The sequence below is a fragment of the Prevotella sp. P4-98 genome (assembly GCF_002251405.1).
In the GTDB taxonomy this organism is placed as follows: domain Bacteria; phylum Bacteroidota; class Bacteroidia; order Bacteroidales; family Bacteroidaceae; genus Prevotella.
The window spans coordinates 36,012-53,274 of sequence record NZ_NPJC01000020.1; the positions used below are offsets into that span (position 1 = coordinate 36,012).

Sequence of the window (17,263 nt, forward strand, 5' to 3'; positions counted from 1 at the left end):
CAAAAAAAGATGCGGTAAATCTACATTTTTCCGTAAATTTGCAAAAATATTAGTATATGACACTCAAAATAGCACTGACAACGTCACTTTTTCTCCTTCTCTCACTGCCCGTCTGCGCACAAACGGACAACAGCGAAACAACGGAGAGCCGCTTGGAAATGCCCAATGCCTTCTCGCCAAACGGTGATGGCATCAACGACATCTATCAGGCGAAGTCGAACTATGAAAACATCGTTTCGTTTCGTGCCACCATTTTCAATCGGAAAGGGCAACGCCTCTACGAATGGAGCGAGATCACTGGAGGATGGGACGGTAGCAGCGGAGGACATCCCGCGAAAGACGGAGTCTATTTTGTGCGTGTGGTGGCCAAAGGCGGCGACGGTCGCGACTACGACATCAAGAAAGCCGTGACCTTGCTGCGACAATTCAACGAATCAACTGAAATGAGATGAACAACGACGAAAAAATCAACGTATGGGGCGCTCGCGTCCATAACTTAAAAAACATAGACGTGGAGATTCCACGCCACTCCCTAACCGTGATCACCGGACTGAGCGGATCGGGTAAATCGTCATTGGCCTTCGACACCATCTTTGCCGAAGGACAACGCCGCTATATTGAAACCTTCTCTGCCTATGCCCGTAACTTCCTGGGAGGCATGGAGCGACCTGACGTGGATAAGATAACAGGTCTGTCGCCCGTTATCAGCATTGAACAAAAGACTACCAACAAGAATCCCCGTTCTACCGTAGGTACAACGACAGAAATCTACGACTACCTGCGTCTGCTCTTCGCCAGAGCAGGCAAAGCCTACAGTTACGCAACTGGCGAGGAGATGGTGAAATACACAGAAGAGAAGGTCATCGACATGGTGGCAGCAGACTATAGCGGCTGCAAAATCCTCATCATGGCTCCTGTGGTAAGAGGCAGAAAGGGTCACTACCGCGAACTCTTTGAAAGTATGCGGCGAAAGGGCTATCTCCATATCAGAGTGGATGGCGAAGTGAAAGAAATCACACGGGGCATGAAGGTGGACCGCTATAAAAACCACGATATCGAAGTGGTCATCGACCGGTTGGCTGTCAAAGGCAACGATGACGAACGACTCAAGAAGAGCATCCGCATCGCCATGAAACAAGGAGACGGTCTGCTGATGGTCATGAATCACGACACGGGAGCAGTCAAATATTTCTCACGCCGGCTGATGTGTCCAACAACGGGAATCTCCTATAGCGACCCCGCCCCCAACACCTTCTCGTTTAACTCACCGCAAGGTGCGTGCCCTCGCTGTAAAGGTCTGGGATACATCAATGAAATAGATCTCGGTAAAGTGATTCCTAAACGCAACATGAGCATTTACGAGGGAGCCATCGTGCCATTAGGAAAATACAAAAACCAAATGATATTCTGGCAAATCGATGCCATCCTCAAGAAATACGACTGTACGCTAAAAACAAAAATTGAGGACATCCCCGATGATGCGCTCAACGAAATACTCTACGGTTCGTTGGAAACGGTGCGCATCGACAAAGAACTGGTTCATACGTCAAGTGACTACTTCGTAGATTTCGACGGTGTAGTGAAATATCTGCATGATGTGATGGAAAATGGCGAGAGCAGCAACGGACAGAAATGGGCGGACCAGTTTCTTGCCGAATGTGTATGTCCGGAATGTAAAGGACAAAAGCTCAATCAGGAAGCACTCTCCTATCGCATCTGGGATAAAAACATTTCGCAGCTTGCCAATATGGACTTGGTAGAACTGCGCGAATGGCTCAACGAGGTGGGAAACCACATGGACGACCAACAACGGCAGATTGCCACAGAAATACTCAAGGAGATTCGCACACGAATAGATTTCCTCCTTGAAGTAGGTCTTGACTACCTGTCGCTCAACAGACAGGCAGCAACGCTGTCGGGAGGTGAAAGCCAGCGCATACGTCTTGCCACGCAAATCGGTTCACAGTTGGTCAATGTGCTCTATATCCTTGACGAGCCAAGCATCGGACTGCACCAGCGCGACAACGACAGACTCATCCGTTCGCTGAAAGAGCTACGCGACCTCGGCAATACGGTCATCGTAGTGGAGCACGATCGCGACATGATGCTCAATGCCGACTATATTGTGGATATTGGGCCGAAAGCAGGAAGAAAAGGTGGAGAGGTGGTCTTCCAGGGAACCGTTGAGGAGATGATGCACACCAATACCATCACCGCCCAATACCTCAAAGGCGAGCAACAGTTGCAAAGAGGACGCCACAGAAAAGGCAACGGCCAGTTGCTGACGTTGCGAGGATGCCGAGGCAACAACCTCAAGAACATCGATGTTTCGTTTCCTTTAGGATGCCTGATTCTCGTCACAGGAGTCAGCGGTTCGGGAAAATCAACGATGATCAACGAAACGCTCTACCCCATCCTCTCCCAGCATTTCTACCGTTCGTTGCAAAAACCCATGCCCTACGACAGTATTGAAGGACTGGAGCATATCGACAAGGTGGTCAATGTGGATCAGAGTCCCATAGGACGCACTCCACGATCAAACCCAGCCACATATACGGGGGTCTTTGCCGACATACGATCACTCTTCGTGAATCTGCCAGAAGCACAGATTCGAGGTTATAAGCCAGGACGCTTCTCGTTTAATGTCAAAGGCGGAAGATGTGAAACCTGTGGTGGAAACGGATACAAAACGATAGAAATGAACTTTCTGCCCGACATACAAGTACCGTGTGAAACCTGCCATGGCAAGCGATACAACAGGGAGACGCTGGAAGTGAGGTTCAAGGGAAAATCTATTGCCGATGTCTTAGACATGACCATCAACCAGGCCGTCGAATTCTTTGAAAATGTGCCCGATATCTTGAGGAAGATCAAAACCATACAGGATGTGGGATTGGGATACATCAAACTCGGACAACCTTCGACAACGCTCTCTGGAGGTGAAAGCCAGCGCATAAAACTTGCCACAGAACTGTCGAAAAAAGATACGGGCAAAACCCTTTATATCCTTGACGAGCCAACCACGGGACTTCATTTTGAAGACATCAGAATCCTTATGGATGTTTTACAGAAACTGGTAGATCGTGGAAATACCGTTATCGTCATAGAGCACAACCTCGACGTCATCCGCCAAGCGGACTACATCATCGACATGGGGCCGGAGGGCGGACGAAAAGGCGGTGAGGTGCTTTCTGCCGGTACACCAGAAGAAGTGGCGAAGAGCAAAAAGGGATTCACGCCCAAATTCCTGCTTGAAGAAATGAAGAGAAATAGTGACGCTCCCGACAAACCCTGTGGAGGTAGCTGTGCAGATGCTTGAAACAAGTTCTTTGTAAACAAATGAAAAGTCTACAAGGTCATTAATTTGGCGAAGCAAGTGCTTCTGTGGAACGACCTTGCCATATAGACCGGAATAATCGGTAAACTGGAATGTTTCTTGTTGTGGCCAGCATATCTCTCTAAATATGCTATAAAGGTACAAAAAAATAATGCACATATGCGAGCAAAGCGCCCTACACATGAGCATTATTTTTAGACATAAAAGAATTTGAGAGGTTTTTCAGTGCTCTCCATCGAACTTAACTTTCGATGGGAGCAACTCTCAAATTTATGTAGAATATAAAGATTGGTCAGAAACTGTATGAGAGGGTGCAGAGTACCTGATGGCGCTTGTCGCTCACACTAACAGGTGAACACTCATTGACCTCGGTCTGACGCACATTGTCGGCATCAATATAATCGGCTGAATAATAACTCATGAAGGGATAGAAATCGCCGTTGCGCTGACTATACTGGTAAGCCAAGTCTAAACGGAACTTGTCGAAGGTGAAACCTACACCTGCCGTGATACGGTCGGTTGCCCCCCAGTTCGTATAGTCGGTGGTCGAAGCATAATAGACACCCGGAGAGTCGATGGTCTGGTCGCGCACAGCACCTTTGTTAAACATCGGAGTCACGTGGTTATAACCCAAACGAATGGCGAAACTCTTATCAGGACGGAACTCGCCTCCGAGTTTGATAGTGCTCACACCTTTGAGATTCTTCTTGGTCAACTGGTTCATATAAAACTCACTACTGCTATTCTCATGATAGCCATCGTAGTAGTCGTAATAGGCATCGTCGATGGTGCGCATGTCACACGAAGCGTAGTCTGCATATTCATAAACGGCTCCAAGGGCAATCTGATTACCAATGGTGTGACCGAGGCTTATGCCAAACTTCCATGGCGTATTGAAACGGAAATCCTCACTGGCTGCCGACTTATCAACATTGGAACCAATAGTGGTGTAGTTCTCTGTGGTGAGCTTATAGAAGGTGGGAGTAGCTACAGAGAGACCGATGCGGAAGGGAGACTCTTCAATGGGACGGAAGATGGCACCTGCCTTGATATTGAAACCTGTTCCCGTAATATTGTGCTGATCGCTGATGAGCACACCATCTATATGATCTTGGTTTGGCTGTAAAGTCTCGTAATACTCGCTGTAGTCCTTATAGTGAACATCGCTAATACCTATGGTAAGACCAAGATAGAGGCGGTTTTTTTTATTACCACTGATATTGATGTCGTAGTTGCCTATGTAGCCTGAGGTGGCACGGTTGAAGTCGTACATATCGCCTCCATAACCCACAACATATTTTTCATGCGTATCAGGATCTTCTTGGAGCAGCAAATTACCCAGATAAATATCGTCAAGCTGCGAATAAGCCAACGAATTCTTATTGAGCAGTCCGTTCATGTCCTTGAGCGTGGTCTGCAAACTCTGCGACGAACCATTCAACTTGGCTGCAGCGGTGAGTATCTGATTGAAATTGCGGCTTTTGTGATAGTTGAAACCAAAATTGAGGAAACTGCTCACACCGGTTCTGGTGCTGAGCACCACACCAATCTGGTCAAACGACACATTGGTCTTGTTGGCATTGGCAAACGAGGCGGCATCCTGCAAATTGACAAAGCCAAACGAAGTGCTCACCTGTCCCTTGCGAAACAATCCGATACCGGCAGGATTGGTACCGATTGTGGAAATATCTGCGCCAAGCGCATCCATGGCTCCACCCATACCCACATAACGGGCTGTACCATTCAGGTCTTCTGTAGATAATGCTGCGGCATCATACGAGTCGCCAACGGCTGGCACCTCAGATTGTGCCTGCATCTGAACTGCTGCGGCAGAAGCCAGCATGACAGCGGTAATTGCTTTTATATTCATAGTCGTATTTTGTTTTCGTTGATAAAATATTTGTATCTCTCACCAAATAGCGATGACGCATCAGCGGCGTCCGCCATAGTTATGACCGCCTCCTACTGAGCGTCCACCACCAGAACGGCTGCTTCCGCCAAACGACGAACCGCCATTGCTGTAAGACGGACGGCTGTAAGAACTGTTGCTGTTACTGTTGTAAGAGCGTGAACGATATCCGCCCAAATCGCGTGCATTGTTACGCTGACCGCGGGTGCCGTAGTCTATGTTACTATTACGCTGACCACGATAGCCTGCCAGACTACCTCCCCGGCGGTTGGCATTACTGTCGGTGTTGCCTGCGTATTTATGATGTGAATAGCCTGAGCGACTCCACGATCTGCCGGCATGCACAGGACCTGAGATATGGACTCCTCCTCCCCAACCCCAATAGGGACGATCCCAGTAATAGCCGTAATGCCAAGGACTGTACCAAGTGGAATAATAATAAGGTGAATACCATCCCCAATAAGAACTATAGTACCAGGGATCATACCATGGGTCATACCATGACGAACGCCAAGGACTGTACCACGAACCGTACCAAGCATCGTACCATCCCGGACGCACACCTGTCCATCTTCCGTCGCGGTAACCTTCCCAATAGGCTTCACTGGGCGTATAACCGTCAAAACGACTCATCTTACGCGTACAAGCGTAGTCGTCGGCTTCTGAATATGCGGAATCAGGATAGACACCCTCTGTTGCTGAGAAATTGATAATATCATTGCCTGCCGAATCAATGGGAGCAACAGAAGACCATGCACGACGATTGTACTCGCGCGATGATTTCTTACTACCAGAATAATAGGTGTCTGCGGGCATTCCGTAGGATTTGAGTTCTTTGGCTTTCGATTCCTTGGTGGGAACGAAATACATATCGTCATCCTGTGCCATAGAGAGCATCGGGAGACTCACCAAAATCGTTGTCATTAAGATAATCTTCTTCATATCTCATTGCATTTTTATAATTTCACATTGCAAATTTATTATCAAATATCATGCAAATTTAGGGATTTTCCCTAAGAAGGGGTAGGTTTTTCCCTATTTTTTGTAATTTTGCACAAAAATAAAGCAATAAGATGAAGTATTTTGAAGTAGATTTCCAATTATCGCCTCTCTCGCAAGACGCTTGCGACATTTTGGCAGCACTTACTGCCGACGCAGGATTTGAATCCTTCGAAGAAACGCAACACGGCATACGGGGCTACGTACAGCAACCATTACTCGATAGACAAGCACTCGAAGATATAGTAAACAACTTCCCTATAATGGGAACCAATATAATTTACACAATAAACAAGGCAGAAGACAAAGACTGGAACGAGCAATGGGAACAGGAAGGCTTCGAACCTATCATCGTAGGCAACAACAGACTGGCGATTCACGATGGGCGACACCTGCCAACCCAACCTGCCGACATCAGTGTGGAAATAGATGCACGACTGGCATTCGGCACGGGCACCCACGAGACTACCCAGATGATTTGCGAATGGATGCTCGATATGCCCATGAAAGACTTACGCGTCATGGATGCGGGATGCGGAACGGGCATTCTCGGCATTGTTGCACTAAAACTCAAAGCAAACCATGTAACTGCCTACGACATAGATGAATGGAGTAGCGACAACACTTGCCACAATGCCGTTATCAACCGTGTTGACAGTCAATTGTCTGTTTACTGTGGCGATGCCTCCCTACTCGATTCCAAAACTGCCGACTACGATTTGGTACTTGCCAATATCAACCGCAACATCCTACTCAACGACATGCCTCGCTTTTGTCAAATCATGAAGCAAGATGCTAAACTCATTCTCAGCGGATTCTATACCGAAGATATTCCGTTGCTTGAAGCACGTGGAAAGGAACTCGGGCTTACATTGACAGGTGCGAAAAACCGCGACAAATGGGCTTCCATCATCATGCAACGCGTAAATAATGCGTAAATAAATAGGTGGAATCATTTCGCCAATTCGCAACTTTTTGTTACCTTTGCATAGCAAAAAAAAGAAAAAAATTCATAAACACACATAATTATGCTTACACTTAAACTCATCAACGAGGAAACAGAACACGTCATCAGCGGACTGGAGAAGAAACAGTTCAAAGGTGCACGCGAGGCCATCGAAGAAGTATTGGCCGTGGACAAGAAACGCCGTGAGACCCAGCAGCAGTTGGACAAAAATCTAAGCGAACAGAAACAGCAGGCTGGACAGATTGGCAAACTGATGAAGGAAGGAAAACGCGAAGAGGCGGAAGCTATCAAGAAAGAAGTGGCTGCCATGAAAGAGTCCTCTAAACAACTGGAACAGCAGATGGGTGAAGCACAGGAAACCCTGGTAAAACTGCTCTGTCAGATACCAAACATCCCTTACGATGAAGTGCCCGAAGGAAAAGGCGCAGAAGACAACCATGTGGTAAAGAGCAATCAGAAGGAATGCGACGGAACAGATACCGTGGGAACATGGACTGCCAACCCCAAAAACGATGAAGCAAAAGTGCCCCACTGGGAACTTGCCAAAAAATACAACCTCATCGACTTTGACCTCGGTGTGAAGATTACCGGTGCCGGATTTCCCGTTTATATTGGTAAAGGTGCACGCCTGCAGCGCGCCCTCATCAACTTCTTCCTTGACGAGGCACGCAAGAGCGGATACACCGAAGTCATGCCACCTACCGTGGTCAACGCTGCTTCTGGATACGGAACTGGACAGCTGCCCGACAAAGAGGGACAGATGTACCACTGCGAGGTAGATGATTTCTATCTCATCCCTACTGCCGAAGTGCCCGTGACCAATATCTACCGTGATGTCATTCTCGACGAGTCGCAACTTCCTATCAAAAACTGTGCCTACACTGAGTGCTTCCGTCGCGAGGCTGGATCATATGGTAAAGACGTGCGTGGACTGAACAGACTGCATGAGTTCTCAAAAATTGAACTCGTACGCATCGACAAGCCCGAACACTCAAAACAGAGTCATAAGGAAATGCTCGATCACGTAGAGGGACTGCTCAAAAAACTCGAACTCCCCTACCGCATCCTCTTGCTCTGCGGAGGCGACCAGTCATTCACCTCTTCCATCTGCTATGATTTCGAGGTTTATTCTGAAGCACAGGGGCGCTGGCTCGAAGTATCGTCAGTTTCCAATTTCGATACCTATCAGGCCAACCGTCTGAAATGCCGCTATCGTCGTGCCGACAACAAGAAGATCGAGCTCTGCCACACTCTCAACGGTTCGGCTCTCGCACTCCCACGTATCGTGGCTGCCATTCTCGAAAACAATCAGACTGAGAAGGGCATTGTCATTCCAAAGGCACTCGTACCATACACTGGCTTCGACATCATCGACTAAACAGAAGCCTCATACTAAACAAAAACAATACAAGCCAACATCATGAACAAAATCGTAAGGAAAGAGCAATTCTCTGAGAAGGTATTTCTCTTCGAGATAGAAGCTCCCCTGATTGCCAAAAGCCGTAAGGCTGGCAACTTTGTCATCGTGCGTATCGGTGAGAATGGTGAGCGCATGCCGTTGACCATTGCCGGTGCCGACATTGCCAAAGGCACCATCACACTCGTCGTACAGCAAGTAGGTCTATCATCAAAAAAGCTTTGCATGCTCAATGAGGGTGACTATATTACCGACGTGGTAGGACCACTGGGCAACCCCACACGCATCGAAAACTACGGCACCGTCGTCTGTGCTGGAGGTGGACTCGGTGTGGCTCCTATGCTGCCCATCATCCAGGCACTCAAAGCTGCCGGAAACCGCGTATTGTCAGTCATGGCAGGCCGCTCTAAAGACCTCATCATTCTGGAAGACAAAGTGCGTGAAAGCAGCGACGAAGTGATCATCATGACCGACGATGGCAGCTATGGCGAGAAAGGCGTGGTGACCATTGGTATTGAGAAATTCGTAGAACAGGAACACATCGATAAGGTGTTTGCCATCGGACCTCCTATCATGATGAAATTCTCAAACCTCACCGCACAGAAGCACAATATTCCTTGCGAGGTGTCACTCAATACCATCATGGTGGATGGTACAGGTATGTGTGGTGCCTGTCGCCTGAGCATCGGTGGTAAAACCAAGTTTGTCTGCATCGACGGACCTGAATTTGACGGTGCACTCGTTGATTGGGATGAGATGTTCAAGCGCATGGGTACTTTCAAAGAGGCTGAGCAGGAAGAGCTGCAACACTTTGAAGAACACCTCAACGCATGCAAGAAATGCGACAAGCAGAAGAAAAACACCGACGTGGAGATGGACGTAGAGCCTACCGACGAACCCATGGAAGTGCTTATCGACCGCAATGCACCATGGCGAGATGAACTCCGCAAGAGCATGAAACCCAAAGAGCGTACTCAGATTGAGCGCGTGAAGATGCCAGAACTCGACCCTGTCTATCGTGCAACAACACGTACCGAAGAGGTCAACATCGGCCTCACCAAGACCATGGCGATGACCGAGGCCAAACGCTGTCTGGACTGCGCAAAACCCACCTGTGTGGAAGGCTGTCCTGTAAACATCAACATCCCTTCGTTCATTAAAAATATAGAGCGCGGACAGTTCCTTGCAGCTGCAAAGGTGCTGAAAAACACCTCTGCCCTACCTGCTGTCTGCGGACGTGTATGTCCACAGGAGAAACAGTGTGAGAGCAAATGTATCCACCTGAAGATGAACGAACCTGCAGTAGCCATCGGCTATCTGGAGCGCTTCGCGGCCGATTATGAGCGCGAGAGCGGCAATAGCAGTCTTCCTGAAATTGCTCCCGCCAACGGCATAAAGATTGCCGTAGTAGGATCAGGTCCTGCCGGACTCTCCTTTGCTGGCGATATGGTTAAGAAAGGCTATGAGGTCCATGTCTTTGAGGCGCTACACGAGATTGGCGGTGTACTCAAATATGGTATTCCCGAATTCCGACTCCCCAACCGCATCGTTGATGTAGAGATAGAAAACCTCTCGAAGATGGGCGTCAATTTCCAGACCGACGTCATCGTGGGAAAGACAATCAGCGTAGAACAACTTGAAGCAGAGGGCTTCAAGGGAATCTTCGTGGGATCGGGCGCTGGACTGCCTAACTTCATGGGCATTCCTGGAGAAAACGCTATCAACATCATGTCGAGCAACGAATACCTGACTCGTGTCAACCTCATGGATGCTGCAAACCCCAATACCGACACTCCCATCAACTTCGGTAAGAATGTATTGGTGGTAGGTGGAGGAAACACCGCCATGGACTCTTGCCGAACCGCTAAACGACTGGGAGGAAACGTAACCCTCGTCTATCGCCGCAGCGAACAGGAAATGCCTGCCCGTCTGGAAGAGGTGAAGCACGCCAAGGAGGAAGGTATCAACTTCCTGACCCTCCACAATCCTATTGAGTATCTGACCGATGACAAGGGAGCCGTCAAGGCTGCCGTTCTTCAAGTGATGGAGTTGGGCGAACCAGATGCTTCAGGACGCCGCTCTCCTGTTGCTGTAGAAGGAAAGACTGTCACCCTTGATGTCGATCAGGTCATTGTAGCAGTAGGTGTATCTCCCAATCCATTGGTTCCCAAATCCATTGCCGGACTGGAACTCGGTCGTAAGAACACGATCGTTGTCAATGAAGGTATGCAGTCTGCCCGTGAGGAAATCTTCGCAGGTGGTGACATCGTGCGCGGTGGCGCAACAGTCATCCTCGCCATGGGTGACGGACGTCGTGCAGCAGCCCACATGGACGAATATCTGAAAAAGCAGTAATCGAATGAACGGAATATATACCGTATGTCTGTTGCTGTTAAGCAACATCTTCATGACCTTCGCATGGTATGGACATCTGCGATTACAGCAGACTGGAACAAGTAGCAATTGGCCTCTCATCGGGGTCATTGCTTTTTCTTGGGTCATAGCCTTCTTCGAGTATTGCTGTCAGGTACCTGCCAACCGCATTGGTTTCGAGGGTAACGGTGGGCCATTCTCGCTGGTACAGTTGAAGGTCATCCAAGAGTGTATCTCGCTGATTGTCTTCGCTGTGATTGCCAATGTGATGTTTCAAGGACAAGAGCTCCACTGGAACCATTGTCTGGCTTTCCTCTGTCTCATAGCCGCAGTCTATCTCGTATTCATGAAATGATTACACAACCAAACTAAAACCCGAAACTTCCGAACGTAAGGAACGAAGTTAAACTCGTTAGAGTTTGGGGCATGGTGAGAAACGAAGGATGAAATTGATATGGATTTCGTCCTTCGTTTTTTTAATCACATACGCCTCACAAATATACTTTTGCATGTATAATATATTTACCTTTCTCTTTTCATTACATTACATTTCGTAGAATTCCCTTACCTTAGTTTTATAAGAACAAAACCATGAATATCTTTGGGAAGGTTTGCCTAATTAGAACAATAAAATTAGCTTTTCAAAAACTGTAATACTGTAGGACATTTCTATCACAAGTTGGCGACAAATGGGTGAACCTATTGCTTTTCTTTGTACCTTTGCACTGGCGTCCAAGATAGGCGGCACCTCGGAAATGAAAAGAAAAACGAGTTTCTCTTTTACATTCCACTCGGTTTGCACTATCTTTGCACTGCGATTCAAGAGAGAATCACTCATCGCACTGAACATTCCGTCCGCACACAGACGTGGGCAACTCCTCAGTAAGTCACCAGTGAATCCGCATTAAATCCCAGAATCAGGCGGGCGACGATGGGACAAAATGGGAGGAACATGGGAACTGAAAAGGAGAAAGGCCAACGATGTAGGAATGAAAAGGTGCGAAAAAAATGGAGGCGTGACAATGACTTTGACACACCTCCCAGTATAATGAAAATCTGATAAATCAGTCGAGACCGAACAACAGTCGCAAGCCACCGTCAACTCCAGAGAAGCCCATGAAGGCAAGACTCAACAGACCTGCTGACAACATGACGATAGCCATGCCACGCATACCCTTGGGGATGGATGAGAGTTCCATCTGCTCGCGCATTCCGGCAAACACGGTCAATGCCAAGCCAAAACCGAGGGCTGTAGAGAACGCATAGACTACCGACTGGAGCAAGGAGAAGTCTTTCTGAATGACGAGGATTGCCACACCAAGTACTGCACAGTTGGTGGTGATAAGAGGCAGGAAAATACCTAATGCCTGATAGAGCGCTGGCGACACCTTCTTGAGAATAATCTCCACCATCTGCACCAGAGCGGCAATGACGAGGATGAAGGCTATGGTCTGAAGATAAGCCAAACCGAAGACGTCGAGCACATAATGCTGTACAAGCCAAGTAACGATGGTGGCGAGAGTCAGCACAAAGGCTACTGCGGCAGACATGCCGAGCGAGGTATCTACTTTCTTTGAAACGCCAAGAAACGGACAGATGCCGAGAAACTGTGACAACACGATGTTGTTCACAAAAATGGCTGAGATAAATATCAATATATATTCCATAACATTATGCCTTCTTTAGTTTGTTTACAATAGCCACAAGGAAACCGAGAGTGATGAAGGCTCCTGGAGGCAATACGAAAAGTAGGATATTGTATGTCTCGGGCAAGAGTTGCAGACCAAATACGGAACCAGAGCCTAACAGTTCACGGCAAACGCCAAGCAGTGTCAGACCGATGGTGAAGCCCAGTCCGATGCCGATACCATCAAAAAGCGACGCTACGGGCGAGTTCTTTGCAGCAAAGGCTTCCGCTCTACCGAGGATGATACAGTTGACGACAATCAAGGGAATGAAGAGTCCGAGAGAGGCGTCGATTTCAGGCAGATAGGCCTTGATAATCATTTGGAGAATGGTAACAAACGCTGCAATCACTACAATGAAAACAGGGATGCGCACCATGTCGGGGGTGACTTTCTTGATGCAACTGATCACAAAATTGGTGCAGATGAGCACCGCCATGGTTGCCAGTCCCATTGACATACCGTTGATAGCGGAAGTGGTCGTGGCGAGTGTAGGACACATACCCAACATCAAGACGAAGGTTGGGTTTTCCTTCACGATTCCATTTTTTATTATACTCAGATAACTCATAACGTATTACTTTTCATTGGTTTGTTGAGTGGCTCCGGTCTGCGCATCGGCAGAGGCTCCATTCTGGATGTTCTTACTGTTCTGCATATAAGCGGAATAGGCATTGTTGACAGCCTTGAGGAAGGCACGACTTGTGATGGTAGAAGCTGTAATCGCATCCACATCACCACCATCCTTCGATACGGTGAGCGGGGTGATAGGGTTCTTACCAATGATGTTACCCTTTTCGCCCTTCTGGAACCACTTATCGGCCTTGGCGCCCAGTCCTGGGGTTTCAGCGTGTTCCAAGAGTGTATAGCCCAAGATAGTGCCAGCCTCGTCAAAGCCTACCAGTATCTTGAGGTCGCCACCGAAGCCACCTGTAGTACTCTCTATGGCAGCGCCATAGGGTTGACCGTTGTTTTCAATAGTGTAAATGACAAAGAGCTGTTCCTTTCCCTTGCTATCAGTCTGAGACAAGGTATCGGTTTCAGCAACGACAAAATTGTCTATTCCCATGACCGCCTTGATACCGTCAGCGAGGGCTTTCTCTTTCTGTTGTGCTATGGGTTTACTCGTGATGTCGTTGACAGCAGCGAGAATGCCTCCCATGATGACCGTAACGGCTGTGAGCACGAGGGTCATATTGAGCAATGATGATTCTAATTTCTTCATTTGGCTACCTCCCCGAAACGTTTAGGTTTAACATAATTGTTGATGAGGGGTGTGAAGGCATTCATGATAAGAATGGCAAACGACATACCTTCAGGATAGGCGCCCCAGTTACGGATGATGACGGTTAGTGCACCGATTGCCACACCGTAGATGAGTTGTCCGCGATGAGTCATCGGCGAAGTCACATAGTCGGTAGCCATGAAGATGGCACCAAGCATCAGACCGCCACTGAGTACTACTGAAACGGGATCGGCATAGACAGGATTAACCACGTGCATCAATCCGGCAAGAACAAATACCGTGACGATAATGCTCACGGGAATGTGCCAAGTGATAATTTTCTTCCACAGCATATAAGCCAGTCCGAGCAGCAAGGCAAGGGCACAGATTTCACCCATGGCACCTGCTCCGTCAGGATGATTGCCGAGGAAGAGCGACAAGGAGTCTGGCAGACGGTCGAGCACAGAAGCATCACCACTCTTGATAGCCTGTTTCATGATAGACAGCGGTGTGGCGCCGGTCTCTGCATCGAGATAGGCAAAGGTCTGTCCTACCTTAGGCCATGTGGTCATCTGCGCAGGGAAAGCTACCAACAGGGCTGCACGTCCTACGAGTGCAGGATTGAACAGATTGTTACCCAGTCCTCCGAATGGCATTTTGGCAAAACCGATGGCGAAAAGGGCACCGATAATGATGATCCACAACGGAAGGTTGGACGGAAGGTTAAAGGCAAGGAGCAATCCGGTGAGCACGGCAGAACCGTCACATACGGTGGTGCGCTCATTACGGAGCATGTATTTGTTTATGGCCCACTCGAAGAGTACACATGCTGCAACACTTGTTGCAGTCACGATGACCGATCCTATGCCGAAGAACCAAAACGAAGCCACCAAAGCAGGCAACAGGGCGATGATGACGCCATACATGTTGCGCTCGACGGTATCAGTTCCATGAGCATGGGGCGATAATGAAACGATGAGTTTTCCCATTGTATTTTCGATATTTATATTTTAAATAATGTGTCTTTTGATTATTTCTTGGCCTGACGGCTGCGGATGATTCCCATGACGGTCTGCTTACCCAAGCGGATGTTATCAAGCAGCGGACGATGGGCGGGACAGGTAAACTGGCACGATCCACATTCAATGCAGCTGACAATGACTTCGGACTCGCAACGTTCCCAATTGCTCACAGCAGAAAGTTTGGCAAGCAGATAGGGTTCGAGGCCCATCGGACAAGCACTCACACACTTGGCGCATCGGATACAGGGCTGTGGTTCTTTACGTACAGCATCCTCACCAGAGAGGATGGTCACCGAGTTAGTACCCTTGCACACAGGAACATCTGTGGAGGTCAGAGCTTTACCCATCATAGGACCGCCTGCGAGCACCTTAGAATCTTCTTCTGGCATTCCACCGCACACGGCAATGAGGTCTTTCATAGGCGTTCCCATACGCACCAGATAGTTGCCTGGCTGACGCAACTTCTTACCAGTCACGGTTGTGTAGCGTTCAAACAGAGGTTTGTGTTTCATCACTGCCTCATAGACAGCAAAGGCTGTTCCTACATTCTGCACAATGGCGCCAACATTGACGGGTATGGCAGGAGGTGCGGGCACCTGACGGTTGATAACAGCATCAACGAGCTGTTTCTCACCACCCTGTGGGTAGCGCTGCTTCAAGGGTACTACTTCTACCTCATAGGCAGAACCGCCAAACTTCTTGGCACACTTATCAGCAAGGAGTTCAATGGCCTGAGGCTTGTTGGTCTCAATACCAATATAACCACGGGTAACCTTGGCAGCCTTCATGAGCAGTTCGAGACCAACGAGAATCTCGTCTGATTTCTCAAGCATAAGACGATAGTCTGCGGTGATGTATGGTTCACACTCCACTGCGTTGATAATGACACACTCAGCCTTGGCTGTGGGAGGCGGACAAAGCTTAATAAAGGTAGGGAATCCTGCACCACCCATTCCAGTGACGCCAGCCACCTTGATGCGATTGACAATCTCTTCTGGGGTGAGTTCGGGATGTTCCTCTACGGTTTCGAGTTTGTTAGAGCGGTCGATACTCTCCTCCCACTCGTCACCATCTACATTGATAATGATGGCAGGTTTACGGTAACCAGTAGCATCTACGGCAGTGTCAATTTTCAACACGGTACCGCTTACCGATGAATAAATAGGTGCTGAGACGAAACCGCCTGCTTCAGCAATCATCGTGCCGACCTTCACCTTGTCGCCTTTGGCAACAACAGGTTTGGCAGGAGCACCAATATGTTGCGAGAGTGGGAAAATAGCTTGAACCGGTAATGCTGCTACCTGAGTTGTCGCATCGTTGCTGAGTTTGTTTTCCTCTGGATGTATTCCTCCTATACTGAATGTTCTGATTTTCATGCTTGTTCCTCCTCTTGTTTGGTTGTCGTACTGGCCTTTGGCTGTGCGACAGGTTTCACTGCCGAAAGAGTAGCTTCAGTCTGCACCTCTGCCTTAGGTTTGGGGGCAGGGAAATTAACAGCCTTGATGGCGTGTGTAGGACACACTGCCACGCACTTGCGGCACAGACGACACTTGGTATAATCAATATACGATACGTTGTTCTCTACAGTAATGGCGCCAAACGGACACTCCTTGGCACACTTGCCACAGCCTATGCAGGCAGCCTTACAGGCCTTCATGGCAACGGCACCCTTGTCTTTGTTGACACACTCCACATAGACGCGACGGCCCTTGACACCTTTCTTGCGCAACTCAATGACGTGGCGCGGACAAGCCTTGGCACAGGCTCCACAAGCTGTACAGCGGTCTTCATCCACTTCTGGAAGACCTGTTTCGGGATTCATGTGGATCGCGTCAAACTGGCAAGCAGACACACAGTCGCCACAACCGAGACAGCCGAAGCCGCAACCGGTCTCACCGGCTCCACAGGCATTCATTGCCGCGCAACTGCGAAGGCCGTCATAGGACACAACCTTCTGGCGTAACTCGCAAGTACCGCCACAGCGAACTACTGCCACCATAGGGTCGCCATTGGCAATGGCCATTCCCAAAAGGTCTGCCACCTTGCCCATCACTTCCTGTCCACCAACGGGACAGCTGATGCCGTCGAGACTTCCTGCATCAGCACCTTTGACCAGAGCATCGGCCAAGGCACTACATCCGGCAAAGCCGCAACCACCACAGTTAGCACCGGGCAACAATGCTGCAACCTGCGAGATACGAGGATCCTCATAGACAGCGAATTTCTTCGAGCAGACATACAATACCAAGGCCGCCACCAAACCGATAGCGCCCAATACTGCCACTGCAATCATCATAAAATTCATAATAGCTTTTATATTTGTTTTAGT

14 protein-coding genes and 1 pseudogene are annotated in these 17,263 nt (G+C 48.7%); 6 read left to right on the forward strand and 9 right to left on the reverse strand.

Going from position 1 to position 17,263, the window contains the following annotated elements:
- Positions 1-56: 56 nt before the first annotated feature.
- Together CIK96_RS03370 and uvrA are read left to right on the forward strand one after the other, a co-directional pair.
- Positions 57-452 (forward strand): gliding motility-associated C-terminal domain-containing protein, encoded by a 396-nt coding sequence (locus tag CIK96_RS03370; RefSeq protein ID WP_094439633.1) that lies wholly within the window; start codon positions 57-59, stop codon positions 450-452.
- Positions 449-3,319 carry an excinuclease ABC subunit UvrA gene (uvrA, locus tag CIK96_RS03375; protein ID WP_094439635.1) on the forward strand — a complete coding sequence of 957 codons (2,871 nt, stop codon included), beginning with the start codon at positions 449-451 and terminating at the stop codon, positions 3,317-3,319. The genes CIK96_RS03370 and uvrA overlap by 4 nt, the downstream gene beginning before the upstream one ends.
- On the opposite strand, the pseudogene CIK96_RS13670 reads toward uvrA, so the two are convergent.
- The 3 genes and pseudogenes from CIK96_RS13670 to CIK96_RS03385 form a co-directional block, all read right to left on the reverse strand.
- A pseudogene (locus CIK96_RS13670) lies at positions 3,308-3,496 on the reverse strand (hypothetical protein); the annotation flags it as partial. The gene uvrA and the pseudogene CIK96_RS13670 overlap by 12 nt on opposite strands.
- 133 nt (positions 3,497-3,629) lie before the next feature.
- Positions 3,630-5,207, reverse strand: a complete 1,578-nt coding sequence (locus tag CIK96_RS03380; RefSeq protein ID WP_094439637.1) for an OmpP1/FadL family transporter — start codon at positions 5,205-5,207, stop codon at positions 3,630-3,632.
- 60 nt (positions 5,208-5,267) lie between these two features.
- On the reverse strand, positions 5,268-6,188 hold the full coding sequence (locus CIK96_RS03385) for a hypothetical protein (protein ID WP_254047069.1): 921 nt from the start codon (positions 6,186-6,188) through the stop codon (positions 5,268-5,270).
- A gap of 131 nt (positions 6,189-6,319) precedes the next feature.
- On the opposite strand from CIK96_RS03385, the gene prmA reads away from it, so the two are divergent.
- The 4 genes from prmA (at position 6,320) to CIK96_RS03405 (ending at position 11,357) form a co-directional block, all read left to right on the forward strand.
- Positions 6,320-7,183 (forward strand): 50S ribosomal protein L11 methyltransferase, encoded by an 864-nt coding sequence (prmA, locus tag CIK96_RS03390; protein ID WP_094439639.1) that lies wholly within the window; start codon positions 6,320-6,322, stop codon positions 7,181-7,183.
- A 90-nt stretch (positions 7,184-7,273) separates the two neighbouring features.
- The gene (gene serS / locus CIK96_RS03395; protein ID WP_094439641.1) at positions 7,274-8,590 is read left to right on the forward strand and encodes a serine--tRNA ligase; all 1,317 of its coding nucleotides are present in this window, start codon (positions 7,274-7,276) and stop codon (positions 8,588-8,590) included.
- A 42-nt stretch (positions 8,591-8,632) separates the two neighbouring features.
- Entirely contained in the window at positions 8,633-10,984 is a 2,352-nt protein-coding gene (locus tag CIK96_RS03400) for a bifunctional dihydroorotate dehydrogenase B NAD binding subunit/NADPH-dependent glutamate synthase (RefSeq protein ID WP_094433996.1), read from the forward strand.
- Positions 10,985-10,988: 4 nt separating this feature from the next.
- Positions 10,989-11,357 (forward strand): DMT family protein, encoded by a 369-nt coding sequence (locus CIK96_RS03405; protein WP_094390414.1) that lies wholly within the window; start codon positions 10,989-10,991, stop codon positions 11,355-11,357.
- 709 nt (positions 11,358-12,066) lie between these two features.
- On the opposite strand, the gene rsxA is transcribed toward CIK96_RS03405, so the two are convergent.
- Genes rsxA through CIK96_RS03440 form a run of 6 tightly spaced genes read right to left on the reverse strand, consistent with a single transcriptional unit; the run spans position 12,067 to position 17,239 of the window.
- Positions 12,067-12,669, reverse strand: a complete 603-nt coding sequence (gene rsxA / locus CIK96_RS03415) for an electron transport complex subunit RsxA (protein ID WP_094390412.1) — start codon at positions 12,667-12,669, stop codon at positions 12,067-12,069.
- Between the two features lie 4 nt (positions 12,670-12,673).
- Entirely contained in the window at positions 12,674-13,258 is a 585-nt protein-coding gene (gene rsxE, locus CIK96_RS03420) for an electron transport complex subunit RsxE (protein WP_094390411.1), read from the reverse strand.
- A gap of 6 nt (positions 13,259-13,264) precedes the next feature.
- Complete coding sequence (locus tag CIK96_RS03425; protein ID WP_094439645.1) at positions 13,265-13,912, reverse strand: RnfABCDGE type electron transport complex subunit G; 648 nt, start codon at positions 13,910-13,912, stop codon at positions 13,265-13,267.
- On the reverse strand, positions 13,909-14,901 hold the full coding sequence (locus CIK96_RS03430; RefSeq protein ID WP_094390409.1) for an RnfABCDGE type electron transport complex subunit D: 993 nt from the start codon (positions 14,899-14,901) through the stop codon (positions 13,909-13,911). Before CIK96_RS03430 ends, CIK96_RS03425 begins: the two co-directional genes overlap by 4 nt.
- Positions 14,902-14,942: 41 nt before the next feature.
- Positions 14,943-16,310, reverse strand: coding sequence for an electron transport complex subunit RsxC (rsxC, locus tag CIK96_RS03435; RefSeq protein ID WP_094439647.1), 1,368 nt, complete (start codon positions 16,308-16,310; stop codon positions 14,943-14,945).
- Positions 16,307-17,239, reverse strand: coding sequence for a Fe-S cluster domain-containing protein (locus tag CIK96_RS03440; protein WP_094439649.1), 933 nt, complete (start codon positions 17,237-17,239; stop codon positions 16,307-16,309). The genes rsxC and CIK96_RS03440 overlap by 4 nt, the downstream gene beginning before the upstream one ends.
- Positions 17,240-17,263 lie beyond the last annotated feature (24 nt).